This window comes from Burkholderia sp. PR2, assembly GCF_052372875.1.
Lineage (GTDB): Bacteria > Pseudomonadota > Gammaproteobacteria > Burkholderiales > Burkholderiaceae > Burkholderia > Burkholderia diffusa.
Map to the genome: position 1 here is coordinate 3,331,470 of NZ_JBQRWH010000004.1, position 23,031 is coordinate 3,354,500.

Genomic DNA, 23,031 nt, shown 5'->3' on the forward strand with positions numbered 1-23,031 from the left:
CGACGAGCAAGGCAGCGCCGTCAGGTGCAACCCGTTCAGCCGAAGCCGCGATGCATCGTCGTCACGGCCGGGCCAAGCGTACGCGCCGGGGTGTCAGACACCGGAGCGGGTTGATCACCGTCAAACGTCGCAACCATGAGGATCACCGACCGATCGCTGCCGGCGTGATGCCCCTTGCGCGTTGCGTCGCGGCCCTGTCCGGTCGCACCCGCCGGCCTGCGGCCAAGACCGTCATCCGCCGCGCGCGCCGCCGGCCCGGTCCGCCACGTCGTTCCACAAATGAAGCGCCGCATACGCACGCCACGGCCGCCAGCCTTCGGTCCGGCTTTTCTGGCTCGCGAGCCGGTCGAGCGACGGATCGCGCGCCGCGATCGACTGCATCAGCACCAGATCGGACGCCGGCCACGCGTCCGGGTCGCGCCAAGCGCGCATCGCGATGTATTCGACGGTCCACGGGCCGATGCCGGGCAGGTCGAGCCACGCGCGACGCAGCGTCGCAAGATCGGCCTGCGCGGGATCGAGCGGCACGTGGCCGGCCGCCACCGCGCGCGCCATGCCCGTCAGCGCCGCGGCCCGCTTGCCCGGCATCCCGATCTTCTCCAGATCGCATGCGGCGAGCGCGTCCGGCGTCGGAAATCGCCAAGCGGGGGCGCCGTCCGGCGCTGCCATGCCGTCGTCGTGCACGACGCGCTCGCCGGCCCGCTGGACGAGCCGGCCGACGATCGTCGTCGCCGCCTTCACGCTCACCTGCTGGCCGACGATCGCGCGCACCGCGAGCTCGAATCCCGACCAGGCGCCCGGCACGCGCAGCCCCGGTGCGGCCTCGACGAGCGGCGCGAACCACGGGTCGCGCGCGAGTCCGCCGCCGATCGCGGCCGGGTCGGCGGCGAGGTCGAACATCGATGCGACGCGCTGCGCGAATGCATCGTCGACATGCCGCGCGGCCGCCCCTTCGAGCGTCGCGATCAGGCAATGCCGGCGCGGATGCTTCGTGACGACGAGCCTGCCCGCGTCGCCGTTCAGATCGACGATCCGGCGATACATGCCGTCGACGACCTGTTCGACACCCGGAATCGCCCGTCCGCTGAAGAAGCGCAGCACGCGCGCCCAGTCGTAGGGCGCCTTGAAGCGCAGCGCCATCTGCGCGGACGGCGGCACGTGGCCGCCGTTCGCGATCGATGTCGTCGTGGTTTTGTCGATGCTCAAACTGCGTTGCCCTCCGCAACGGCTTCGGTTTCATCGTCGCGCACGTGGCGCGCCTCGGACGCGAGCAGCGTCGCCTTGCGGCGCACGCCCCAGCGATAGCCGGCGAGCGCGCCGCCCTTCTGCACGACACGGTGGCACGGGATCGCGAGCGCGACCGGGTTCGACGCGCAGGCCGATGCGACGGCTCGCACCGCGCGCGGCGAGCCCAGCGCCTCGGCGATCTCCGAATAGCTGCGCGTTTCCCCGTACGGGATGTGCGTCAGCGCTTCCCACACGCGCTGCTGGAACGCGGTCGGCGCGATGTCGAGCGGCAGGTCGAACGCGTGCCGCGTGCCGTCCAGATACGCGCGGATCTGCGCGACGAACGGCGCAAGCCGCGACGGAGATTCGACCAGCTCGGCACGCGCGAACGCGTCCTTCAGTTCGCCGACGAGCGACGCCGGTTCGTCGCCGAACGCGATCCGGCAGATGCCCTGTTCGGTCGCGGCGACGAGCACCGTGCCGAGCGGCGTCGACGCGGTCGCATAATCGATTCTCGAGCCGGCGCCCTGACGACGGAACGCGGACGGCGCCATCCCCAGCTCGCGCGGCACCGATGCGTAGAGCCGCGACGGCGAGTTGAACCCCGCGTCGACGGCCGCCTGCGTGACCGGCTGCCCGCTTTGTAGCGCCTCGCGCAGGGCAGCGCCGCGCTGCGCGGCCTGATACTGCCGCGGCGACACGCCGACCACGCGCTTGAACAGCCGCTGCAGGTGGAACGGGCTCACGTGCACGGCGTCGCTCAGCTGCTGCAGCGTGAGCCGCTCCGGATGCGCGTCGAGCACCGCGCACGCGCGGTTGACGATCTCGAGCTCGCGCGGCAATCCTTCCGGCTGGCAGCGCTTGCATGGGCGGAAGCCGGCCGCGCGCGCGGCGGCCGGATCGGCAAAGAAGGACACGTGCTCGCGCCGCGGCAGCCGCGACGCGCAGCTCGGGCGGCAGAACACGCCGGTCGTGCGCACGGCATAGAAGAACGCGCCGTCCGCATGCGGATCGCGGGCGGTCACGGCGCCCCAGCGGGCATCGTCGGTCGAATAGGCGGCTTTCATCTGAACCTCGCACTCTCCAGTGTAGATGGTGCCTACTCTAGACATCGGCATGGGCCGTCGCGCCCTGAATCTTGCTCTGTGATTCGCGCCGGCGAAACCCGAGACTAACTCGGGGAAACAATCGGGGGCACATCGAACTCGTTCAATCGGACGAAAAGCCACGCAGCCGCTGCGTCCACGCCGCTTTCGTCATCATCGCGTCACCATTTTGCTGCAGTGCGGATGCGACAAATCGCCGTGCTGACCATTTTTTACACTCGGAATATTGCAACGCACCATCGCCGTGTGTATAGTTGGAACTGTCTCCTCCATGTCTCCTCCTGATATGGATTAAGCCCGTTCCGCTCTGCGTGAACGGGCTTTTTTTCGTCCGTCGATCGTGCCCGTTCCGGCATACGTCGCCGGCGCGGTCTACACTCGGTGCACGCCATCCGCGAAGGAGTGCCCGCTCATGAAACCGACCATCCGCGCGATCGATCACGTCGTGCTGCGCGTGACCGACATGGCTGCGATGACGCGCTTTTACTGCGATGCCGTCGGCTGCCACGTGGAGAAGGAACAACCCGACCTGGGCCTTGTACAGTTGCGCGCCGGCGACGCGCTGATCGACCTGCTGTCGGTTGGCGGCCCGATCGACCGTCCCGACAGCGGCCCGCCCGGCACCGGCCGCAATCTCGACCATCTCTGCCTGCGCGTCGAGCCATTCGACCCCGATGCACTGATCGAACATTTCGCCGCGCATGGTGCGCGCCCTGGCGCCCCCGCCGAACGCTACGGTGCGGGCGGCTACGGGCCGTCGATCTATCTGTTCGATCCCGAAGGGAACATGCTGGAATTCAAGGGGCCGCCCGCCGCGCTCGGCTGAGCGCCGGCCGTCACGCGCCGGCGCGCGCCTTCAGGACCGTCCATTCGACCGCGACGGGATCGTGATCGGCGCTCGAGATCCAGGCGGCGCCGTCCTGGACCGTGCACTGCAGGCGCATCGTACGCTCGGCAAGACGCCCGAGCGCGGCCGCGACGCCGTCGGCCAGCGACAGCACCTGGACGTTGCGCAGTCGCTCCACCTTGCTGCGCACGCCCTGCCACCAGATGTCCGAGGTCTTGCCGCCATACGCGATCACCGTGACCTGCCCGGCGCGGCCGGCTGCCTTCGAGATGCGCCGCTCGTCGGGCTGGCCAGCCTCGATCCACACGTCGATCGCGCCCGTCAGGTCCTTCTGCCACAGATCGGGCTCGTCGACGTCCGACAGCCCCTTGCAGAACTCGAGACGCTCGTGCGCGAACAGCGCGAACGCGACGATGCGCACCATCATCCGGTCGTCGGTTTCCGACGGGTGACGGGCGACCGTCAACGCGTGATCGGCGTAGTAGTGCCGATCCATGTCGGCAATTTGAAGCTCGGCTTTGTAGATCGTGGATTTCAGCGCCATGCGGATACGGCCCGGGCGGGCATTCGGTTCGGTCGGGCCGTGATGATACCGAATGCGCGCCGCCCGGCGCGTGACGGGCGCTCCACAGCACGACGGCCCGGCATCGGCCGGGCCGCGTTCGTGCCGCGCCACCGGCAGTTCCGGCCGGCGCGCGGGTGCGAGAGGTGCGTGCGGGTTACTGCTTGACGAAGCGCGAATCGGTCCAGAGGCCCTGCTGGTCGCTGTTGTCGGCGCTGACGAACTGGACGTCGCCCTGATCGACCGACACCACGCGGAAGCGCTGGCCTTCCGGCACCGACAGGCAACGGTAGTCGTCGAAGTATTGCTGCTTCGCCTGCGACTTGCCGTCACGCTCGTGACTCAGTACGGAGTCCAGATTGTCTTTCGAGAGACAGCCCCATGCATTCTTCGTCAGCTGGATTTCCTGCTTCGGCTGGACAGCCGCATCGCCGCCCGCCTGGGCGATCGACACCAGGGAAAATGCGCCGACAAGGGCGAAAAGGACACCGGTACGCTTCATCATGTTCTGTCTCCAGGCTTGCGGGCACCAGGCTCGGTTAGCTATGTGTTTAAAGGTGATCGTGAACCCGCGTTTTTCAATTTAGAAGACTGGCAAGCGATAGCAAGCACATTTGTTGTGCGACCGCAATAGCGGCGAATTGTCGCACCGTGCGCACCTCCGATTTTTTGCTTGCCGCGCACGCGCGGCGGCGGCTGTCATCAGGCGAATTCGCCCGCGCCGCCGGGCGCAATGCGTTGTCCCGCAAGACCGTCAGCGAAATTGCAATACGCCGGTTGAACGGTTTGGATAATTCATTTCAATATCGAGACCATTTTGATGCGTTGCACACAAAGTCATCCGAAACGATATGAATTTACCGCAGTGCGGAACCGGATTTACCTGATACAAGAAAAATGCCAGGTATAAGCGCACTCGTATTTTCCCGTATTTTCCCGAATGGGCCGTGCGCCCGCAGCGCGTGGCCGAAGGCCGTCTTCACCCGTGTTTTACCCGGCGTTATTCAGACCGATTGCGGCCGCTCGAAATAATCGAGCTGGAAGATGCACATGCGATAAGCGTTGTGATACGCGCCGTTTCCGAAAAATTCTTCCTTCAATTCCGCCTCGTGCTGGAATCCGCATTTCTCGTACACGTGGATTGCCGCCGCATTCGACGTATCGACGATCAGGTACAGCTTGCGCATGTTCAGCACCTTGAACGCATATTCGATCGCGAGGCGCGTCGCCTGGCCCGCATAGCCACGCCCCTGGCACTGGGGCGCGATGATGATCTGGAACTCGCCGCGACGGTGAATGTAGTCGAGCTCGATCAGCTCGACGAGGCCGACCAGTTCGTCCTGAGGATCGACCGCGACGAAGCGGCGCTCGCGCTGGTCGTGCACGTGGCGGTCATACAGTTGCGACAGCTCGGAGAATGTTTCGTACGGCTCCTCGAACCAGTAGCGCATGATCTTCGCGTCGTTGTTCAGCTCGTGAACGAAGCGCAGGTCCTGACGCTCCAGCGGCCGCAGTGCAAGCGTGTGCTTGTCGTTCTGGAGTTGCATGGTCGTGTCCTTTTTGATGCCCGCGTGCGCGTGAAACGTCCGTGCCGCGGCACTGCGACAGGAGCGCGTTCCGCGCTGTAAGAAGTTGACCGCGGGCGAAGTTCAGAGCCTAGAATGGGACCAAGGGTTCCTGCCACCGCAAGGAGGCTATCGTGATCGAGCAAGTCATACTCGGCATCTTCCTCGTATTGCCACTCGTGATCGTGGCTGCACTGTTCTCCGACGAACTGTGGCAGGAACATCGGCGGCAGCACCCGCGCGACGAAAACGCACCGCACATCGACTGGAAGCATCCGTGGCGTCGCGTGCGGCGCGGGCACTGAGTCGATCGCCATCCCCGCAGGCACTCCGTCCGGGGCCGGTCGCCCCGAGCCGAACGGTGCCCCTTCCGCTACGAACCCATTCCCGCTCAACCAGCGAGACGCCGACGTGAACGACAAACCCGCCCTCCCTCCGCACGATATCCCTGGCGAAGCGATCGATCTGCAGATCGCCGACGTGCTGGCCGCCGTCCGCTACCCGGCGAACAAGGATGCGATCGTCGACGCTGCACGCGACGCCGGCGCGAGCAACGAAGTGCTGTCGATGCTCGACGGCCTGCCCGAACAGGACTATGCGGACGTCGATGCCGTCACGCGCTGGGTCGCCGGCAACTTCGGCCCCGGCCTCGGGATTTGAGCGCGCGCCAATAACGCGATAGGATCGGGCCGCACCGGTCGCATCGCGGCCGGATGCATGCCGTCCGGCGTCAAGACCGGGCGTGACCGCACGAGCGCCCGGGGGAAATCCATGGAAGGCATTCTGATCCAGCACACGACGCGTCGTCAGCTCTGGTTCGGCGCACTGACGGCGCTCGTCATCGTGCTCGCGCTCGGGATCGCGATGCCTCATGCGAACGTCGCGCTGCCGGCCGTCGAGCCGTTCATGCCGATGTGCGCGCTGACCGTGTTCACCACCGCGAGCATCGCCGCCTTCTTCCTCGGCGCGCAGTTCACCGTCACCCGCCAGCCCGTGCTCGGTGCGCTCGGCGGCGCCTATGCGTTCACCGCACTCGCGGTCGCGCTGCAGCTGCTCACCTTTCCCGGCGTGTTCGCGCCGCACGGCTTGCTCGGCGCACGTCCGCAAAGCGCCGCGTGGATGTGGGTCTTCTGGCATGCCGGCTTTCCGTGCTTCGTGATGGCCGCGCTGCTCGCTCGCGAGCGGCTCACGCGTGCGCCGGTCGGCACGGCGCAGACGCGTTTGTGGACGTTCGCGCTGGTCGGCGGCCCTGCCATCGCGGCTGCGCTGCTGTGCGTGCTCGCGCTGAACGTGGCACTGCCGCCCGCGTTCCATCCGCCGGCCGACGCGGCCGTACTGCCCGTCAACGGGATCGCGCTGGTCGTATGGATCCTCAATGCGCTCGCGCTCGTCGCCGTGCTGGCCGCCGGCCGGCTGCGCACGACGCTCGACCTGTGGCTCGCGATCGCGGTGCTCGCCTGCCTCACCGACACGACGCTGAACCTGCTGACCACGAATCGCTTCACGGTCGGCTGGTATCTCGCGCGCATGTTCAGCATGTTCACGCCCGGCGTACTCGTGTGCGTGCTCGCATGGGAGGTGACGAAGCTGTATCAGGAGCTGTTCGAAGCACATGCGACGCTGGTTCGTTCGTCCGCGCGCGACGGGCTGACCGGCGCGTTCAACCGCAGCCACTTCAACGATCACTTCCACACGTTGTTCCTGCAGGCGCGGCGGCAAAGCGAGCCGTTGTCGCTGCTGATGATCGACGTCGATCACTTCAAGGCCTACAACGACGCGTTCGGTCACGTGAAGGGCGATGCATGCCTGATCGCCGTCGCGAATGCGCTCACCGCTGTGGTGCGGCGTCCCGCGGATATCGTCGCGCGCTATGGCGGCGAGGAGTTTGCGATCGTGCTGCCGAACACCGGTGCGCGCGGTGCGCGGATCGTTGCCGAGGAAGCGCGCGAAGCGGTGCTGCGGCTCGATCTCGCGATGCCTTCGTCGCCGGCGGGGCGCGTGAGCGTCAGCGTCGGTTGCGCGACGGTGTCGGCCGAGGATCTGTCGACGCCCGACGCATTGATCGAAGCCGCCGATGCCGCGCTGTACCATGCGAAGGATGCGGGGCGAAACCGCGTCGTCATGGCGTGAAAACGTCTGCGGATTGGCGATTTGTTACGGTCATTGTGACCGGAATAATCCGCCGTTACGGATTGCGGCACCGGGAAACGATCGCTTACAGCCCGTGTCGACGGCGCTCGCTATGCTGGATTTATGTCGAATCCGAGCAGGTGAACGCGATGAAGAAAACCCTTTTGCTGATTGCCGGCGTTGCCGTGTTGCTGAGCGGCTGTATCGTGGTGCCTGATGGTGGCGGGTATTACGGTGATGGCGGGTATTACCATCATCATCGGCATTGGGATTGATGCATTCCGGCCCGGCCGCCGCGATTGCGCCGTCCGGATCGGATCAGCCGATTGATCCGGACTGCCGGGAGCGGCAATCGCGTCTTTCCTCATGAACCGCGGGAAAGTTTTCGCAAGGCTTCGGCGCGTATCCCTGGATTCTGACGACATCACATCTGGCCTCGAACTCGAAGCCGATCTCGGCAAGCTTTCCCGACGTCTGCGCTGAATGGTCCGCCGCTTGGTGCGTGGCACGGCGTCCGCCATCGACAAGGCGCTCATCCCGGAACGGGACCGATGCGCCAAAGGGAAACAGCGGGACGGGAAGTGCCCGCTCACTTCCCGATACAAAACCTGCTGAAAATCACCCCCAGCAGATCATCCGAAGTGAACTCACCGGTAATCGCATTGAGCTGCTCCTGCGCCAGCCGCAGTTCCTCGGCAAACAGATCGAGCGATTGCGCCCTCTGCTCCGCATGATCGGCCGCCTGCGTGAGATGCGCCTGCGCAGCCCGCAGTGCGATCAAATGCCGTTCGCGCGCCAGATAAACGCCTTCGGCCCCGGCCTGCCACCCCGCGATTCGCAGTAGCTCCGCGCGCAGCATGTCGATCCCGTCACCGCGCTTCGCCGACAAATGCACCTCGGTCAGGTCGCCTTCGGCCGCCGGATGCTCGACGCACGCCGGCACGCCGGTCAGATCCGTCTTGTTCAGCACCCGCACCACCGGCACGTCAACCGGAAACCGCGCCGCGATCGCCTCGTCGTCCGCCGTCATCCCCGTGCGCGAATCGAGCAGGTGCAGCACGACGTCCGCGCGCTCGATCTCACTCCATGTCCGCGCGATCCCGATCCGCTCGACTTCGTCCTCCGTCTCGCGCAACCCGGCCGTATCGATGATGTGCAGCGGGATCCCCTCGACCTGGATCGTCTGCGCGACCTTGTCGCGCGTCGTGCCCGCGATCGGCGTGACGATCGCCAACTCCGCGCCGGCCAGCGCATTCAGCAGCGACGACTTGCCGACGTTCGGCTGCCCCGCGAGCACGACCGACAGCCCCTCGCGCAGCAGCGCGCCCTGGCGCGCGTCGCCGAGCACGTGCGCCAGTTGCTCGCGGATCTTCGCGAGCTTGCCGCGCGCATCGGCCGCTTCCAGGAAGTCGATTTCCTCTTCCGGGAAATCGAGCGTCGCCTCGACCAGCATCCGCAGCGTGATCACATCCTCGACGAGCGCGTGGATCTGCCGCGAGAACGCGCCGTCGAGCGAGCGCCCGGCCGAACGCGCCGCCGCTTCGGTACTCGCCTCGATCAGGTCGGCGACCGCCTCGGCCTGCGCCAGGTCCAGCTTGTCATTCAGAAACGCACGCCGCGTGAACTCGCCCGGTTCCGCGAGCCGCAGCCCGAAGCCGCGCCCCGCATCCAGGCAGCGCTGCAGCAGCAGCTGCATCACGATGGGCCCGCCATGCCCCTGCAGTTCCAGCACGTGCTCGCCGGTGTACGAATGCGGCGCGGTGAAATACAGCGCGATCCCGCGGTCGAGCGGCGCGCCGTGCTCGTCGAGAAACGGAACGTAGCTCGCATGGCGCGGTGCGAGCCGCTGCCCGCACAACGCGTCGATCAGCGGCAGCGCGGCCGCCTCGCCGCCGCGCCCGAACGAGACGCGGACGACGCCGATGCCACCCCGGCCGGCAGCAGTGGCAATGGCGACGATCGGATCGGAATCGGTAGCAAGCATGGGAATCGGGTGAACAGAGGGTCAATGATGCGCCCGCGCAACGGTTTGGGCATCGGGACGCCGGCATTGTAGCGTGCCGGCCTGCACGCCACCGGACGCCGCGTCGGTTTCGGAATCGCCCGAATTTATCCCGACGGAGCTAAGGCGTGTATCTATTCCACGCCGACACGCACTGTCCCTTTCAGACGAGTATGCCTGTCCGATTGACCGGGCTCCCGATTCCTCGATACGCTCCGCAGCAAGTTCGGATTCGTCTAAATGAGCTACGTTTAGCCTGCGCGGTTGTCTGATAGGCGTCGGTGGAATTGCACAATCACCCCATGCCGACACCCGAAGAAAAATCAGCGTTTTCGGAACGCCTGAAATTCGCCTTGAGGCGCAGCCCGGAGAAGGTCACCGGCGCGACCGAACTCGCGAACCGGTTCAATCTGCGTCACCACGGTGCGCAACCGGTTTCACCGCAAACCGCGCACAAATGGCTGACCGGTCGGACGATTCCGACGCCGGACAAACTCGAAACGCTCGCCGACTGGTTGCGCGTCGAACTGCATTGGCTGCATTACGGCCCATCGCCGAGCGTGACCGAACATCTGACGCCGCAGCCGCTGCCGCGCGACGAGCGCTATCCGCCAACGCCCGAGACGATCGAACTCGCGTCGAAGATCGAGGCGCTGCCACCGCATCAACGTTACCTCGTTCAGGAACTGATCGAGCAGTTCTACGGCAGCGACGCGAAAATCGAAGCGAAGAAAGCCTGAACGGCAGCGGTGGGACTCCGCACACGCCGCCGCGCCGCCATCCGCCGTGTCAAGTCCTGGAATAGGTTGACAGTATCCAGGCGCTAGAACGCCCGATGCACCGCATCGGGCGTTTTGTATTTCAGCGCGGCATGTGGCCGTTCATGGTTGTAGATGTGTACCGACTGTTCGACCATCTTGGCGGCCTGTTCAAGGTCCGCAGGACGTTGCAACAGGAACTCCCCCTTGAGAATGCCGTTGACCCGCTCAGCCAGCGCATTCTGATAGCAGTCGTAGCCGTCCGTCATTGAACAGCGCAGGCCGTGATGCCGATGGATGTCCTGATAGTAGGTCGAACAGTACTGGACCCCGCGATCGGAGTGATGGATCAACGGCTGCCGGCTCCGGCGCTTGCGCAACGCCTTCTTGAGCGCCTGACTGACCTGCTCGGTTTGCAGGCTGTCGTGAACGTGATGACCGACGATCTTGCGCGAGAACGCATCCGTGACGAGACTCAAATACACAAACGGGCCAGCCGTCGGCAGATACGTGATGTCGGCCACCCACACTTGTTCGGGGCCGGTCGGCACGATTTGATCCGGCCCGGGTTTCAGTAGATTCGGATGACGCCGGAAGCGGTGATGGCTATGGGTGGTCTTGTGATACGCCCGGTGCGGTACGACCAGTAGGCGCGCGGCACGCAGCACGTCGAACAGCCGATCTCGCCCCAGCTTGATGCCGCGCTCGACCAACGCTGGCCCGAGCAGATGATGGAGCTTGCGTGTGCCCAGCCTCGGCTGGCGAAGCCGCACGTCTCGCACCAGCGCAGTGACGGTCTCGCTCTGCGAGCAACGGTGTTCCTCGCTGCGGCATCGCTTGTAATACGCTTGGCGGCTGATACCCATGTATCGGCAGGCCCGCTCGACGCTCAGCTTTTCGATCCGCTTTTGCGCGACGACCTGCCTGAAGGCTTTTTTACGGTGATCCCGTAATCCTTGCGCATCACGTCGACCACGGCTTCGAATAGCGCGGCTTTCTCCTGCGCCTGTCGCAACTGCGTCTCCAACTCCTTGATGCGCTGCTCCGGTGTGAGCGGCTTTGAGTCTTGCTTTGACATGGTGGAACCCGATCGCGCACGGCCGGATGGATCGGCCCAATCCTGCAAGCCGTGCTTACGTAACCATACCAGCACGGTCGAGCGCCCCTGGATGCCGTAGCGTCGCTGTGCCTCTTTGTACGTCAGTTCGCCTTTTTCGACCTGCGCCACCACCGACAGTTTAAAAGCCAGGCTGTAGTCCCGCTGCGTTCGCTTGATCCCTTGCTCCATTTGGCACCTCTTCGTTTCGGCGAAAAAGTGTCAACCTATTTCAGGACGGGTCACCGGAAACAAAAAAGCCGCATGGATAAAACCATGCGGCTTTTTTGCGCGCATCGCGGGCGGCTGGCCGCCCGCGTGTGCGACATGCGTCAGGCCTTCTTGCCGCCGCCGAGCTTGCGCGTGATGTAGTACTGCTGCGCGATCGACAGCACGTTGTTCACGACGTAGTACAGCACCAGACCGGCCGGGAAGAAGAAGAACATCACCGAGAACGCGATCGGCATGAACTTCATCATCTTCGCCTGGACCGGGTCCGGCGGCGTCGGGTTCAGGCTCGTCTGCACGAACATCGAGACGGCCATCAGCACCGGCAGGATGAAGAACGGATCGCGCTGCGACAGGTCGTGAATCCACAGAATCCACGGCGCACCGCGCATTTCGACCGAGGCGAGCAGCACCCAGTAGAGCGAAATGAACACCGGGATCTGGATCACGACCGGCAGGCAGCCGCCGAACGGATTGACCTTCTCGGTCTTGTACAGCTCCATCAGCGCGGCATTCATCTTCTGCGGATCGCTCTTGAAGCGTTCGCGCAGCGCCTGCATGCGCGGCGTGATTTCCTTCATGCGCGCCATCGACTTGTAGCTCGCAGCCGACAGCGGGAAGAACACGGCCTTGATCAGGACGGTCAGCAGCACGATCGCCCAGCCCCAGTTGCCGACGACGCCGTGGATCTTCTCGAGCAGCCAGAACAGCGGCTTCGCGATGATCGTCACCCAGCCGTAGTCCTTCACGAGTTCCAGGCCCGGCGCGATGCCTTCGAGCATGCGCTCTTCTTCCGGACCGGCGAACAGGCGTGCCTGCACGTCGGCCGACTGGCCCGGTGCGATCGCGGCCACCGGCTGCTTCACGCCCACGCGGTACAGCGTCGGATCGATCTTTTCAGCATAGATGTCGCGCTTCGCACCCTGCTGCGGAATCCAGGCCGACGCGAAGTAGTGCTGCACCATCGCGACCCAGCCGTTGTCGGCGGAGTTCACGAAGTCGGCCTTGTTCTTGTCGAGGTCGCTGAAGTTGATCTTCTGGAAGTGCTTCGCATCCGTGTAGACCGCCGGCCCGAGGAACGTGTGCGAGAACATCGGCGTTTCGACGGCCGTGTTGTCGCGCACCAGTTCCATGTAGACCGTCGGCGTGACCGGTGCCGTGCCGACGTTGTCGATCTTGGTGTCGACGCCGATCACGTAGCTGCCGCGCGTGAACGTGTAGGTCTTCACGACCTTCACGCCGCCCTTCACCGGCGATTCGAACGACAGCTTCAGCGTGTTCTGGTCGCCCGTCAGCGACGTCGGGCCCGCATTGACCTGCGTGTAGACGTCGTTGTGGTTCGGGAAGTCGCCGCCGAGCAGGCCCGTACGTGCGAGATACGTGTGGCCGGCCGTGTGGTCGAACAGCGTGATGTAGAGATCCGGCTGCTTGCCGTCGCCCTGCTTCTTCAGTGTCAGCTTCGCGAGCGTGCCGCCACGCGTGTCGATTTCGCCGTCATACACGTCGGTCGAGAACTTCACGAGCTGCGCCTGCGCGGCCGGTGCCGTCGTCGACGGTGCGGTGCCCGCCGCGGCGGCCGGTGCGTCACCTGCGGTCGTCGTCGCGCCCGTGCCCGAAGCGCCGCCTGCCGCGGCCGCGGGGGCCGTCTGCGTGGCGCTCGGGAAGAACATCGACGGGCGTCCATGGTCGCGCTGCCAGTTGTCGTACAGCATGACAGCTGACATGAAGAAGATCACCCATAGGACGGTGCGTTTGATATCCATGCGTTGTCTCAGAGTCGATGGGACCGCGCGTCGGCTTCGCCGCGAGCGCGAGTGTCGGAGTTGGGCGGCGGGACGAGGTCGATGCCGCCTGCGGAAAACGGATGGCATCGGCACACGCGCCTGACGGCGAGATACGTGCCGCGCGCGGCGCCATGATACTGGATTGCCTCGCGCGCGTAATCCGAACAGGAAGGATAAAAACGGCAACGGTTGCCGAGCATCGGGCTCACGGCAACCTTGTAGAAGCGCAGCAAGGCGATCAATACCGTTTTCATACCTTGGGCGGCGCCATTCGGCACCGCGTCAAAACCGGCCGGGCGGGCGCGAACGCCGCACCGCGAACGGATGCGTCACTCGGACGCGGGCTTCGACGCACGGCGCTCGATCTCCCGAACCGCCCTGTCGAGCAGCTCGCGGATTTCGGCCGCGCACATCGCCGCGAGCGGGGCGGAAGCCGCGCTCGGCAGCGCTTTCTTATCGAAGCGCGTGTGCTGCCGCAGCAGCAGGTCGTAACCGGCGAATTCGGCGCGGCGCAGGCGAAACGCGTCGCGCGCCAGCCGCTTCACGAGATTACGCGTGACTGCACGCGGCGCATACTTCTTGCCGATGACGAGCCCCAGGCGGGCAGGCTGGCCGGTCGGCTTGCCGTAAATCACGAAGTGCGCGGAACGCCGCCAGGGGCGCAAACGAAAAACGGATGAAAATTCATCCGTTTTCAGAAGTCGCGCAGCTTTCGGGAAGGCGGCTTTCGTCTGCGACGGATTCGCACCCGGCTCGACGGCACCTTCCGCGGGACTGCGGACGGCGGACACAGCGCGCAACCTGCCTTAGATGGCGAGGCGCTTGCGGCCCTTCGCGCGGCGAGCGTTGATGACCTTGCGGCCACCTGCCGTCTTCATGCGGACACGGAAGCCATGGGTGCGCTTGCGGCGCGTCACGGACGGTTGGTAAGTACGTTTCATGATGTTCTCACTTGTTCGAGAATGTCGAAATTCAGGGGACCGCGTGCCCTTAACCGGAGGCATTCGGGCGAACGCAATCGCCGGGAATACAGGATTGGTTTTCGCGGAACCCGCTATTTAAACCGTTTTTCTCTTGACGGTCAATACTTTACGAGTCGTCCGCCTGTGCCGGCCCGCGCCGATCCGGCCCCGCGACCCACAATCGCAGCCTGTGGATAAGTCCCGCTGTGGCCGCGTTTGGCGTTAGAATCTCGCCTTATCTCCAAGAATCCCGCACGCCGCTTCGGCCCGCGCCTGCCCCTCCAAGACTGTGACGCAGGCGTCCGAGGCACGCTCGCACGACCGCTTCGGGCCTTGTTGCGCAACCGCGACAAGGGCGCCGGCGAGCCGCGCTGTGCACGCAAAAAACGACAGCTACTTGATGAACGATTTCTGGCAACACTGTTCCGCACTGCTGGAGCGCGAGCTGACGCCCCAGCAGTACGTGACGTGGATCAAACCCTTGGCCCCGGTGGCCTTCGATGCGTCGGCGAACACGCTGTCCATCGCCGCGCCGAACCGCTTCAAGCTGGACTGGGTCAAGAGCCAGTTTTCGGGCCGGATCTCCGATCTGGCCCGCGATTTCTGGAATGCGCCGATCGAAGTCCAGTTCGTCCTCGATCCGAAAGCCGGTATGCGCAGCGCCGCCGCGAACGCCGCGCCGGCCGCCCAGCGCGCGCCGCTGACACCGAACGGCCCCGCCGCGACGGTCGCCGCGATCGCCGCCAACCTGGCCGCGAATGCCGGTGCCGCGCCCAGCGCGCCGGCCGACGTGCCGATGATGCCGTCGGCAGCCGCCGCGCACCACCTGAACGCCGACGACGCCGACATCGACCTGCCGAGCCTGCCCGCGCACGAAGCAGCCGCCGGCCGCCGCACGTGGCGCCCGGGCCCCGGTGCCGCGCCCGCGAACGGCGGCGAAGCCGATTCGATGTACGAACGTTCGAAGCTGAACCCCGTGCTCACGTTCGACAACTTCGTGACCGGTAAGGCCAACCAGCTCGCGCGCGCCGCCGCGATCCAGGTCGCGGACAACCCCGGCATCTCGTACAACCCGCTGTTCCTTTACGGCGGCGTCGGCCTCGGCAAGACCCACCTGATCCACGCGATCGGCAACCAGCTGCTGCTCGACAAGGCCGGCGCGCGGATCCGCTACATCCATGCCGAGCAATACGTGTCGGACGTGGTGAAGGCGTACCAGCGCAAGGCGTTCGACGACTTCAAGCGCTACTACCACTCGCTCGACCTGCTGCTGATCGACGATATCCAGTTCTTCTCCGGCAAGTCGCGCACGCAAGAGGAATTCTTCTACGCGTTCGAGGCGCTCGTCGCGAACAAGGCGCAGGTGATCATCACCAGCGACACGTATCCGAAGGAGATTTCGGGCATCGACGATCGCCTGATCTCGCGCTTCGACTCGGGCCTCACCGTCGCGATTGAGCCGCCCGAGCTGGAAATGCGCGTCGCGATCCTGATGCGCAAGGCGCAGTCGGAAGGCGTGAACCTGTCGGAAGACGTCGCGTTCTTCGTCGCGAAGCACCTGCGCTCGAACGTGCGCGAGCTCGAAGGCGCGCTGCGCAAGATCCTCGCGTATTCGAAGTTCCACGGCCGCGAGATCTCGATCGAGCTGACCAAGGAAGCGCTGAAGGACCTGCTGACCGTGCAGAACCGGCAGATTTCGGTCGAGAACATCCAGAAGACCGTCGCCGACTTCTACAACATCAAGGTCGCCGACATGTACTCGAAGAAGCGTCCCGCGAACATCGCGCGGCCGCGGCAGATCGCGATGTATCTGGCGAAGGAACTGACGCAGAAAAGCCTGCCGGAGATCGGCGAGCTGTTCGGCGGGCGTGACCACACCACCGTGCTGCACGCCGTGCGCAAGATCGCGGACGAGCGCAGCAAGGACGCGCAGCTCAACCACGAGCTGCACGTGCTGGAACAGACGCTGAAGGGCTGAGCGCGCGCACCGCGCTTGATAATTCGGCCTCCGCCCCAATTTAAGGGGGGCGGTTCGGTTTTGAGGCACAATACTGGTTTGACCGCCCCGGTGGTGGCGGGCCAAGAGCCCGGCCGGCGGGGCGCTGCGTGGCTGCTGCGCTGCAGGCCGTTACTCAACGAAGGAACTCTATGCAACTGGTCAAGACCGAACGAGACACACTCCTCAGGCCGCTGCAAACGGTCAGCGGCATCGTCGAACGCCGCCATACGTTGCCGATCCTCGCCAACCTGCTGATCACCAAGAACGGCCCGGACGTTTCATTCCTGTCGACCGACCTGGAGCTGCAGATCACCACGCGCGCCGATTTCGGCGTCGGCGGCGACCAGGTGGCCACCACCGTCGCGGCCCGCAAGCTGCTCGACATCCTGCGCGCGATGCCTGACGGCCAGGTCACGCTGTCGCTCGCCGACAAGCGCCTCACCGTTCAGTCCGGCAAGAGCCGCTTCGCACTGCAGACGCTCGCGGCCGACGAGTTCCCGACCGTCGCGCAGGCAAAGGATTTCGGCGCGACCCTGACCGTCCCGCAGAAGTCGTTCCGCCAGTTGCTCGGCATGGTGCACTTCGCGATGGCGCAGCAGGACATCCGCTACTACCTGAACGGCATGCTGCTCGTCGTCGACGGCGACCAGCTGATGGCCGTGGCCACCGACGGCCACCGCCTCGCGTTTTCGTCGATGAAGATCGAAGGCGGCACGTTCGGCCGCCAGGAAGTCATCGTGCCGCGCAAGACGATTCTCGAGCTGCAGCGCCTGCTCGAGGACATCGACGACACCGTCACCATCGACATCGCGCAGACCCAGGCCAAGTTCACGTTCGGCCAGGTCGAGCTCGTGTCGAAACTCGTCGAGGGCAAGTTCCCCGACTTCCAGCGCGTGATCCCGAAAGCGCACAAGAACACGTTCGAGATCGGCCGTGAAGAGCTGCAGCGTTCGCTGCAGCGCGCGGCGATCCTGACCTCGGACAAGTTCAAGGGCGTGCGCTGCATCATCGCGCCGGGCCAGCTGAAGATCATGTCGACCAACGCCGATCAGGAAGAGGCGCAGGAAGAACTCGAAATCGCCTACCAGGGCGATACCGTCGACATCGGCTTCAACGTCACGTATCTGCTCGACGTGCTCGCGAACCTGAAGGTCGACACCGTGCAGGTGAGCCTTGGCGACGCCAGCTCGAGCGCGCTGATCACCGTGCCCGAGAACGACGAATTCAAGTATGTCGTGATGCCGATGCGCATCTGACGCGCTCGACATCAAGATACACACCAGGGGGCGGCAAGCCCCTTTGGCGTTTTTATGGCGAACCGACAACCCGTCCCTTTGGTGCCTTTTCGGCGCCTGGGGCGGGCCAGGAAACTGGAGCGGCCCGGCGATTTCTCTCGCTGAAACGCACCGCGCCGCCACGAGAGTGGCCTCGCAGAACCGGAAGATATCCATGAGTGAACAGCACAATTCGCAACCCGATAACAGCAGCTACGGCGCCTCGTCGATCCAGATCCTCGAAGGTCTGGAAGCGGTGCGCAAGCGCCCCGGGATGTACATCGGCGACACGTCGGACGGCACCGGTCTGCACCACCTCGTGTTCGAGGTGCTCGACAACTCGATCGACGAAGCGCTGGCCGGATACTGCAACGACATCCACGTGACGATTCACGCCGACAACTCGATTTCCGTGACCGACAACGGCCGCGGGATTCCGACCGACGTGAAGATGAACGACAAGCATGAGCCGAAGCGCAGTGCTGCGGAAATCGTGATGACCGAGCTGCATGCCGGCGGCAAGTTCGACCAGAACAGCTACAAGGTTTCCGGTGGTCTGCACGGCGTGGGTGTGTCGTGCGTGAACGCGCTGTCGAGCTGGCTGCGCCTCACCGTGCGCCGCAACGGCAAGAAGCATTTCATGGAGTTCCATCGCGGCATCGCGCAGGATCGTGTGCTGGAGAAGGTGGACGGCGTGGAAGTGTCGCCGATGCTCGTGACCGGTGACACCGAGAACCGCGGCACCGAAGTGCACTTCATGGCCGATCCGACCATTTTCGGCACGGTCGAGTATCACTACGACATCCTCGCGAAGCGGATGCGCGAGCTCTCGTTCCTGAACAACGGTGTGCGGATTCGCCTCACCGACCTTCGTTCGGGCAAGGAAGACGATTTCGCGTTCGCCGGCGGTGTGAAGGGCTTCGTCGAGTACATCAACAAGACGAAGACCAACCTGCACCCGACGGTTTTCTTCGCCAACGGCGAGAAGGATGGCGTGGGCGTCGAAGTCGCGATGCAGTGGAACGACAGCTACAACGAGAACGTGCTGTGCTTCACGAACAACATTCCGCAGCGCGACGGCGGCACGCACCTGACCGGCCTGCGGGCCGCGATGACGCGCGTCATCAACAAGTACATCACCGACAACGAAATCGCGAAGAAGGCGAAGGTCGAGACGACCGGCGACGACATGCGCGAAGGGCTGTCGTGCGTGCTTTCCGTGAAGGTGCCGGAGCCGAAGTTCAGCTCGCAGACGAAGGACAAGCTGGTGTCGTCCGAAGTGCGGGCGCCGGTTGAAGAAGTCGTCGCGAAGGCGCTGGAAGAGTTCCTGCTCGAAACGCCGATCGACGCGAAGATCATCTGCGGGAAGATCGTTGAGGCTGCTCGTGCGCGCGATGCTGCGCGGAAGGCGCGTGAAATGACACGACGCAAGGGCGTGCTCGACGGCGTCGGTCTGCCCGGCAAGCTCGCGGACTGCCAGGAGAAAGACCCGGCGAAGTGCGAAATCTACATCGTCGAGGGTGACTCGGCAGGCGGCTCGGCCAAGCAAGGTCGTGACCGGAAGTTCCAGGCGATCCTGCCGCTGCGCGGCAAGGTGCTGAACGTCGAGAAGGCGCGCTACGACAAGCTGCTGTCGTCGGAACAGATCGTCACGCTCGTGACCGCGCTCGGGTGCGGGATCGGCAAGGACGATTACAACCTCGACAAGCTGCGCTATCACCGCATCATCATCATGACCGACGCGGACGTCGACGGTGCTCACATCCGGACGCTGCTGCTCACGTTCCTGTATCGCCAGATGCCGGACATGATCGAGCGCGGGTACGTGTATATCGCGCAGCCGCCGCTTTACAAGATCAAGGCGGGCAAGGACGAGCGGTATCTGAAGGATGACGTGGAGCTCAACGCGCACATGCTGCGGTTGGCGCTGCAAGGCTCGGAGCTGGTGCCGGGTGAGAATGCTGCGGCGATTTCCGGCGATGCGCTTGGGGAGCTGGCGCGGTCGTATCTGCTGTCGCAGAGCGTCATTGACCGGTTGAGCCGGTTGTATGACCCGGCCGCGCTGGAAGCCGTCATGGATGGCGTGGTGATCGACCTCTCCAACGAGGCTTCGACCGAGGCTTCGGCGAAGGCGCTGCACGCTGCATTGCATGACGAGGCTTTGAAGAACGAAGTGCGTGTCGTGCCTTCGTATGATCCGGTTCGCGAACAGCGAGCGCTGCATGTCGAGCGTACGCATCACGGCAACGTGCGGGTTTCGGTCATCGACCAGGAATTCCAGCATACGGCGGATTATCAGCAGCTCGTGACCACCGCGAATACGTTCAAGGGGCTTATTGGGGAGGGTGCGGTCATCAAGCGCGGTGAGCGCAGCATGGCCGTGGCGGACTTCAAGAGCGCGATGAAGTGGCTGCTGGCGGATGCTGAACGCAATGTCTCGAAGCAGCGCTATAAGGGGCTCGGCGAAATGAACCCCGAGCAGTTGTGGGAAACGACGATGGATCCGGCTGTGCGGCGACTGCTGCGCGTGCAGATCGAAGACGCGATTGCGGCGGATGGGATCTTTACTACGCTCATGGGGGATGATGTGGAGCCGCGGCGGGCGTTTATCGAATCGAATGCGTTGCGGGCGGGGAATATTGACGTCTGATCGGTTGAGCGCCCGTCGGGCGCTAAGATAGATGCGACTGGCCTACCGCCGAACATCACGACAAGGGAACTTACCCAGGGTGTTCGGGGCGTGTCCCGTCGCACTCGCGCTCTGATTCTCGAAGTCGAGCTACAACTATGGATCGCAGATCCGTCGTTGTGGCGACGATTTCCTGCGGGCAATCAACGGTTAGACTGTGCTTCCCCTCGTGCCTCAAGGTTGATGAGAGGCGGCCATTCAAGCCACTCAACTCCGCTGATGGCTGCGGCTGGTAGCCAGTCCAGCGACTGCTTTCTGATGCCACACTCCCACAGGATAAACACACGCCATCCCTGCTGTTGCAGCGACTCTATAGCAGCCTGATCCCTCAAGACATTCTGCTTGAATTTTTCCTGCCAAAACTCTGCGCGCGTGACAGGTGTTGTGGTGAATTTGCAGCCCGCATGGCGATGCCAGTAGCATCCGTGAACGAAGATGCACAGGTTGTGCCGCCGCAACACAATGTCCGGCTTGCCCGGAAGGTTGGAAACATGCAGCCGGTAGCGCAGTCCGGCTGCATGAAGCGCACGCCGCACCGCTATTTCCGGTCGTGTATTTGTGCCCCGGATGTTACTCATCATACGAGAGCGGGTTTGCTCGTCGACCACGTCTGTCATTGCGCTGTCGATCCTGGTATCCTGGCGATCTCGAAAACTTTACCGTAATCCAATGACCCTTGTTGTAGATCTGTTTGCGGGCCCCGGAGGCTTGGGCGAGGGCTTTGCCAGTCACGATGATGATTTCGACATCGTTGTATCTGCCGAAAAGGACCCGGTAGCTCGAGAGACGCTTCGTCTACGCGCTTTTTACCGTTACCTAAGGCGCAATCAGCCAGAACAACTGCACGACTACTTTGCCTATTGTCGCGGGCAAAGTAACTCGCCCGTAAGCGAGGACAGCAAACATGCGTGGGATTACGCCAACGCCGAGGCTCAAATCATCGAGTTGGGTAGCAGCGCTGGCAACAGCCAGCTTTACAAAATACTGGATGGGAAGCGGTTGGGCCCGGCGCAGCCGTGGGTGCTGATTGGCGGGCCGCCTTGCCAAGCCTACTCGTTAGTTGGGCGCGCACGCAACAGAGGTATTCAGGAATACCGTGCTGAGAATGATCCTCGCCACTTTTTGTATCGTGAATACCTGAATATTATTGGGCGCTACCAGCCGGCGGTGTTCGTGATGGAGAACGTGAAGGGCATCCTGTCTGCCAAGGTCGGCAACGAGCAGATTTTTCATTCGATCCTGCGCGATCTGTCCGCTCCCGGTGAGGCACTCGGCTTGGACGAGCATGATTTGCGCTATCGCATCTGCTCGCTTGTCTGTGATACCGAGTTTCACTCCGGCGATGATCTTGCGGCCATCAACCCGGCTGACTACATTATCCGCGCCGAACAGTTTGGTATCCCGCAGGCGCGTCACCGCGTCATCTTGCTGGGCATTCGCGAGGACTTTCATCGCGATGTACCGCATCCAACCCTGACACCGGTTGCCGGAGAGGTGAGCGTTGGCCAAGTGATAGGTCGCCTGCCACCACTGCGCAGCCGGCTTAGTAAGGAAGCGGACAGCCCGAAAAACTGGCAAGCGGCTGTTCATTGGTATGCGGCCAATCTGGCTAGGCGGGCGCGTAGTACACTCCAGCCGATCCTGAACGGGATTGCCAATTCCGACCTGCGGTCCGAACACACCGGGGGGTTACGATATGTCGACGATGCTGTCGGATACGATGGACGTACCGGCGTGCGAGCCTTGGATGAATGGTTGCGGGACGAGCGGCTGGCCGGTTTCTGGCTCAATCATGAAGCACGGGGTCACATGCGTAGCGACCTCGGTCGCTATCTGTATGCCGCAGCGTTTGCCGAGGTGCTGGGGACGTCTCCCAAGGGGCATGCCGACTTCGATCTTGACATGCTGCGGCCCGAGCACAAAAACTGGGAGACCGGCAGTTTTGCTGACCGATTTCGCGTTCAAATGGCCGGGCGGCCTTCAACCACCATCACCAGCCATATATCAAAGGATGGCCACTACTTCATCCATTATGACGCTCTGCAGTGCCGTAGCTTAACGGTGCGCGAGGCCGCGAGGCTGCAAACGTTTCCCGACAATTACTTTTTCGAGGGCAACCGTACTCAGCAGTATCACCAAGTCGGCAATGCTGTTCCTCCGCTGCTGGCGAGCAAGGTCGCGTCTCTAGTCGCCCAGTTCATTCGGATGGCGTAGCCGAGTTGCGTGCTGTTGCACGTGCAGCAACGCCCTGCTTCTGTTTAAAGATACGTCAATAGCTCTGAAAATTTTCGCTCTTTCGTTCCAAAAAATTTCACGGGCATATCTATTCGGTATATATTGCCGATTGCATCTGGCTGGTGGGCCACCAAATCTCGCAGCAAGCAGAAGTTTGACCAGCTCCTGAATTAGCGTCGCCAAAACAATTCGTCGAGGAAGCGAGGGCAGTCGATGGCAGCCCCGAGCGAAGGCCCAGCAAAATGAATATCGGACGAACGTTTAAAACGAACGCGCTATTTGCCCAGGCAGGCAAACTGCGCATGGACGCGTTCGGCCACCCATCGGGAATCGTACAATTGTCCCTTGCTCTTCGCGCCTCGTCGAGCGATGCGTGCGCTCATCCGCTATGGTCAAAATCATATCGTCGTTATTCCAACCCACCACAGCCGCGCTTGTATAAAGCGTCCGCTAGAACGCCACTAATTCATGCCGCTTGGCACCTGTCACGGCCAGCGCCACCGGAATGCCTCGGGGCTTCTACGATGAAACATCGCTTGCTCGCCGGCCGTCGGATTCGGCTCGGTT

General features: G+C 63.7%; 23 protein-coding genes. 11 read left to right on the forward strand and 12 right to left on the reverse strand.

Features of this window, described 5'->3' with window-relative positions; genetic code table 11:
- Positions 1–231: 231 nt before the first annotated feature.
- Together ACT2FV_RS32620 and ada are read right to left on the reverse strand one after the other, a co-directional pair.
- The gene (locus ACT2FV_RS32620; RefSeq protein ID WP_175815934.1) at positions 232–1,206 is read right to left on the reverse strand and encodes a DNA-3-methyladenine glycosylase family protein; all 975 of its coding nucleotides are present in this window, start codon (positions 1,204–1,206) and stop codon (positions 232–234) included.
- On the reverse strand, positions 1,203–2,294 hold the full coding sequence (gene ada, locus ACT2FV_RS32625; protein ID WP_151049717.1) for a bifunctional DNA-binding transcriptional regulator/O6-methylguanine-DNA methyltransferase Ada: 1,092 nt from the start codon (positions 2,292–2,294) through the stop codon (positions 1,203–1,205). Before ada ends, ACT2FV_RS32620 begins: the two co-directional genes overlap by 4 nt.
- A gap of 451 nt (positions 2,295–2,745) precedes the next feature.
- Between ada and ACT2FV_RS32630 the strand changes: the two genes are divergently transcribed.
- Entirely contained in the window at positions 2,746–3,159 is a 414-nt protein-coding gene (locus tag ACT2FV_RS32630) for a VOC family protein (RefSeq protein WP_059602970.1), read from the forward strand.
- Between the two features lie 10 nt (positions 3,160–3,169).
- Here ACT2FV_RS32630 and ACT2FV_RS32635 read toward each other — a convergent pair whose 3' ends face one another.
- Both ACT2FV_RS32635 and sap1 read right to left on the reverse strand, forming a co-directional pair.
- On the reverse strand, positions 3,170–3,724 hold the full coding sequence (locus tag ACT2FV_RS32635) for a YaeQ family protein (RefSeq protein ID WP_124627092.1): 555 nt from the start codon (positions 3,722–3,724) through the stop codon (positions 3,170–3,172).
- Positions 3,725–3,899: 175 nt separating this feature from the next.
- A complete protein-coding gene (sap1, locus tag ACT2FV_RS32640; protein WP_059602967.1) occupies positions 3,900–4,247 on the reverse strand; it encodes a surface attachment protein Sap1 in 348 nt (115 codons plus the stop codon).
- Positions 4,248–4,393: 146 nt separating this feature from the next.
- On the opposite strand from sap1, the gene ACT2FV_RS32645 reads away from it, so the two are divergent.
- Entirely contained in the window at positions 4,394–4,597 is a 204-nt protein-coding gene (locus ACT2FV_RS32645) for a hypothetical protein (RefSeq protein ID WP_159086591.1), read from the forward strand.
- A 149-nt stretch (positions 4,598–4,746) separates the two neighbouring features.
- On the opposite strand, the gene speG is transcribed toward ACT2FV_RS32645, so the two are convergent.
- Positions 4,747–5,289 carry a spermidine N1-acetyltransferase gene (gene speG / locus ACT2FV_RS32650; protein WP_151049719.1) on the reverse strand — a complete coding sequence of 181 codons (543 nt, stop codon included), beginning with the start codon at positions 5,287–5,289 and terminating at the stop codon, positions 4,747–4,749.
- Between the two features lie 152 nt (positions 5,290–5,441).
- Here speG and ACT2FV_RS32655 point away from each other — a divergent pair, with 152 nt between their 5' ends.
- The 4 genes from ACT2FV_RS32655 to ACT2FV_RS32670 all read left to right on the forward strand — a co-directional run bounded on the left by ACT2FV_RS32655 (position 5,442) and on the right by ACT2FV_RS32670 (position 7,712).
- Positions 5,442–5,612, forward strand: a complete 171-nt coding sequence (locus tag ACT2FV_RS32655) for a hypothetical protein (RefSeq protein WP_006489933.1) — start codon at positions 5,442–5,444, stop codon at positions 5,610–5,612.
- A gap of 106 nt (positions 5,613–5,718) precedes the next feature.
- Positions 5,719–5,967 (forward strand): DUF2795 domain-containing protein, encoded by a 249-nt coding sequence (locus tag ACT2FV_RS32660; RefSeq protein ID WP_006756942.1) that lies wholly within the window; start codon positions 5,719–5,721, stop codon positions 5,965–5,967.
- 111 nt (positions 5,968–6,078) lie between these two features.
- Positions 6,079–7,437, forward strand: a complete 1,359-nt coding sequence (locus ACT2FV_RS32665) for a diguanylate cyclase (protein ID WP_444505425.1) — start codon at positions 6,079–6,081, stop codon at positions 7,435–7,437.
- A gap of 149 nt (positions 7,438–7,586) precedes the next feature.
- Positions 7,587–7,712: a hypothetical protein gene (locus ACT2FV_RS32670; protein WP_256980637.1), complete on the forward strand. Its 126-nt coding sequence runs from the start codon at positions 7,587–7,589 to the stop codon at positions 7,710–7,712.
- A 314-nt stretch (positions 7,713–8,026) separates the two neighbouring features.
- Here ACT2FV_RS32670 and mnmE read toward each other — a convergent pair whose 3' ends face one another.
- The gene (gene mnmE / locus ACT2FV_RS32675; protein ID WP_124627096.1) at positions 8,027–9,421 is read right to left on the reverse strand and encodes a tRNA uridine-5-carboxymethylaminomethyl(34) synthesis GTPase MnmE; all 1,395 of its coding nucleotides are present in this window, start codon (positions 9,419–9,421) and stop codon (positions 8,027–8,029) included.
- A gap of 320 nt (positions 9,422–9,741) precedes the next feature.
- On the opposite strand from mnmE, the gene ACT2FV_RS32680 reads away from it, so the two are divergent.
- Positions 9,742–10,179, forward strand: a complete 438-nt coding sequence (locus ACT2FV_RS32680) for a helix-turn-helix domain-containing protein (RefSeq protein ID WP_059602938.1) — start codon at positions 9,742–9,744, stop codon at positions 10,177–10,179.
- Between the two features lie 83 nt (positions 10,180–10,262).
- On the opposite strand, the gene ACT2FV_RS32685 is transcribed toward ACT2FV_RS32680, so the two are convergent.
- The 5 genes from ACT2FV_RS32685 to rpmH form a co-directional block, all read right to left on the reverse strand.
- Positions 10,263–11,485 (reverse strand): IS3 family transposase gene (locus ACT2FV_RS32685; RefSeq protein WP_108064697.1). Its coding sequence is split into 2 segments (ribosomal slippage): positions 10,263–11,117 and positions 11,120–11,485, totalling 1,221 coding nucleotides; the frame shifts between segments, so codons are not numbered across the junction.
- A gap of 140 nt (positions 11,486–11,625) precedes the next feature.
- On the reverse strand, positions 11,626–13,284 hold the full coding sequence (gene yidC, locus ACT2FV_RS32690; RefSeq protein ID WP_124627098.1) for a membrane protein insertase YidC: 1,659 nt from the start codon (positions 13,282–13,284) through the stop codon (positions 11,626–11,628).
- Positions 13,285–13,292: 8 nt separating this feature from the next.
- Positions 13,293–13,559, reverse strand: a complete 267-nt coding sequence (gene yidD, locus ACT2FV_RS32695) for a membrane protein insertion efficiency factor YidD (protein WP_006489939.1) — start codon at positions 13,557–13,559, stop codon at positions 13,293–13,295.
- Between the two features lie 75 nt (positions 13,560–13,634).
- A complete protein-coding gene (rnpA, locus tag ACT2FV_RS32700; RefSeq protein ID WP_059605250.1) occupies positions 13,635–14,096 on the reverse strand; it encodes a ribonuclease P protein component in 462 nt (153 codons plus the stop codon).
- A gap of 15 nt (positions 14,097–14,111) precedes the next feature.
- Positions 14,112–14,246 carry a 50S ribosomal protein L34 gene (gene rpmH, locus ACT2FV_RS32705; RefSeq protein WP_004198824.1) on the reverse strand — a complete coding sequence of 45 codons (135 nt, stop codon included), beginning with the start codon at positions 14,244–14,246 and terminating at the stop codon, positions 14,112–14,114.
- Positions 14,247–14,667: 421 nt separating this feature from the next.
- On the opposite strand from rpmH, the gene dnaA reads away from it, so the two are divergent.
- The 3 genes from dnaA (at position 14,668) to gyrB (ending at position 20,190) form a co-directional block, all read left to right on the forward strand.
- The gene (gene dnaA, locus ACT2FV_RS32710; RefSeq protein ID WP_444505426.1) at positions 14,668–16,245 is read left to right on the forward strand and encodes a chromosomal replication initiator protein DnaA; all 1,578 of its coding nucleotides are present in this window, start codon (positions 14,668–14,670) and stop codon (positions 16,243–16,245) included.
- A gap of 170 nt (positions 16,246–16,415) precedes the next feature.
- The gene (gene dnaN / locus ACT2FV_RS32715; protein ID WP_059605245.1) at positions 16,416–17,522 is read left to right on the forward strand and encodes a DNA polymerase III subunit beta; all 1,107 of its coding nucleotides are present in this window, start codon (positions 16,416–16,418) and stop codon (positions 17,520–17,522) included.
- 193 nt (positions 17,523–17,715) lie between these two features.
- Positions 17,716–20,190, forward strand: coding sequence for a DNA topoisomerase (ATP-hydrolyzing) subunit B (gene gyrB / locus ACT2FV_RS32720; RefSeq protein WP_124906038.1), 2,475 nt, complete (start codon positions 17,716–17,718; stop codon positions 20,188–20,190).
- 182 nt (positions 20,191–20,372) lie between these two features.
- Here the strand turns inward: gyrB and ACT2FV_RS32725 are convergent, their stop codons facing one another.
- Positions 20,373–20,846: a very short patch repair endonuclease gene (locus tag ACT2FV_RS32725; protein ID WP_444505427.1), complete on the reverse strand. Its 474-nt coding sequence runs from the start codon at positions 20,844–20,846 to the stop codon at positions 20,373–20,375.
- Positions 20,847–20,898: 52 nt separating this feature from the next.
- Here ACT2FV_RS32725 and ACT2FV_RS32730 point away from each other — a divergent pair, with 52 nt between their 5' ends.
- Entirely contained in the window at positions 20,899–22,443 is a 1,545-nt protein-coding gene (locus tag ACT2FV_RS32730) for a DNA cytosine methyltransferase (RefSeq protein WP_444505428.1), read from the forward strand.
- The last annotated feature ends 588 nt before the right edge of the window (positions 22,444–23,031 follow it).

Excerpts from the sequence above, each read along its gene's own strand:
- ada (WP_151049717.1), bottom strand. The coding sequence starts at position 2,294 with ATGAAAGCCGCCTATTCGACCGACGATGCCCGCTGGGGCGCCGTGACC.
- ACT2FV_RS32630 (WP_059602970.1), top strand. The coding sequence starts at position 2,746 with ATGAAACCGACCATCCGCGCGATCGATCACGTCGTGCTGCGCGTGACC.
- ACT2FV_RS32635 (WP_124627092.1), bottom strand. The coding sequence starts at position 3,724 with ATGGCGCTGAAATCCACGATCTACAAAGCCGAGCTTCAAATTGCCGAC.
- sap1 (WP_059602967.1), bottom strand. The coding sequence starts at position 4,247 with ATGATGAAGCGTACCGGTGTCCTTTTCGCCCTTGTCGGCGCATTTTCC.
- speG (WP_151049719.1), bottom strand. The coding sequence starts at position 5,289 with ATGCAACTCCAGAACGACAAGCACACGCTTGCACTGCGGCCGCTGGAG.
- ACT2FV_RS32665 (WP_444505425.1), top strand. The coding sequence starts at position 6,079 with ATGGAAGGCATTCTGATCCAGCACACGACGCGTCGTCAGCTCTGGTTC.
- ACT2FV_RS32670 (WP_256980637.1), top strand. The coding sequence starts at position 7,587 with ATGAAGAAAACCCTTTTGCTGATTGCCGGCGTTGCCGTGTTGCTGAGC.
- mnmE (WP_124627096.1), bottom strand. The coding sequence starts at position 9,421 with ATGCTTGCTACCGATTCCGATCCGATCGTCGCCATTGCCACTGCTGCC.
- ACT2FV_RS32680 (WP_059602938.1), top strand. The coding sequence starts at position 9,742 with ATGCCGACACCCGAAGAAAAATCAGCGTTTTCGGAACGCCTGAAATTC.
- yidC (WP_124627098.1), bottom strand. The coding sequence starts at position 13,284 with ATGGATATCAAACGCACCGTCCTATGGGTGATCTTCTTCATGTCAGCT.
- yidD (WP_006489939.1), bottom strand. The coding sequence starts at position 13,559 with ATGAAAACGGTATTGATCGCCTTGCTGCGCTTCTACAAGGTTGCCGTG.
- rpmH (WP_004198824.1), bottom strand. The coding sequence starts at position 14,246 with ATGAAACGTACTTACCAACCGTCCGTGACGCGCCGCAAGCGCACCCAT.
- dnaA (WP_444505426.1), top strand. The coding sequence starts at position 14,668 with ATGAACGATTTCTGGCAACACTGTTCCGCACTGCTGGAGCGCGAGCTG.
- dnaN (WP_059605245.1), top strand. The coding sequence starts at position 16,416 with ATGCAACTGGTCAAGACCGAACGAGACACACTCCTCAGGCCGCTGCAA.
- gyrB (WP_124906038.1), top strand. The coding sequence starts at position 17,716 with ATGAGTGAACAGCACAATTCGCAACCCGATAACAGCAGCTACGGCGCC.
- ACT2FV_RS32725 (WP_444505427.1), bottom strand. The coding sequence starts at position 20,846 with ATGACAGACGTGGTCGACGAGCAAACCCGCTCTCGTATGATGAGTAAC.
- ACT2FV_RS32730 (WP_444505428.1), top strand. The coding sequence starts at position 20,899 with ATGACCCTTGTTGTAGATCTGTTTGCGGGCCCCGGAGGCTTGGGCGAG.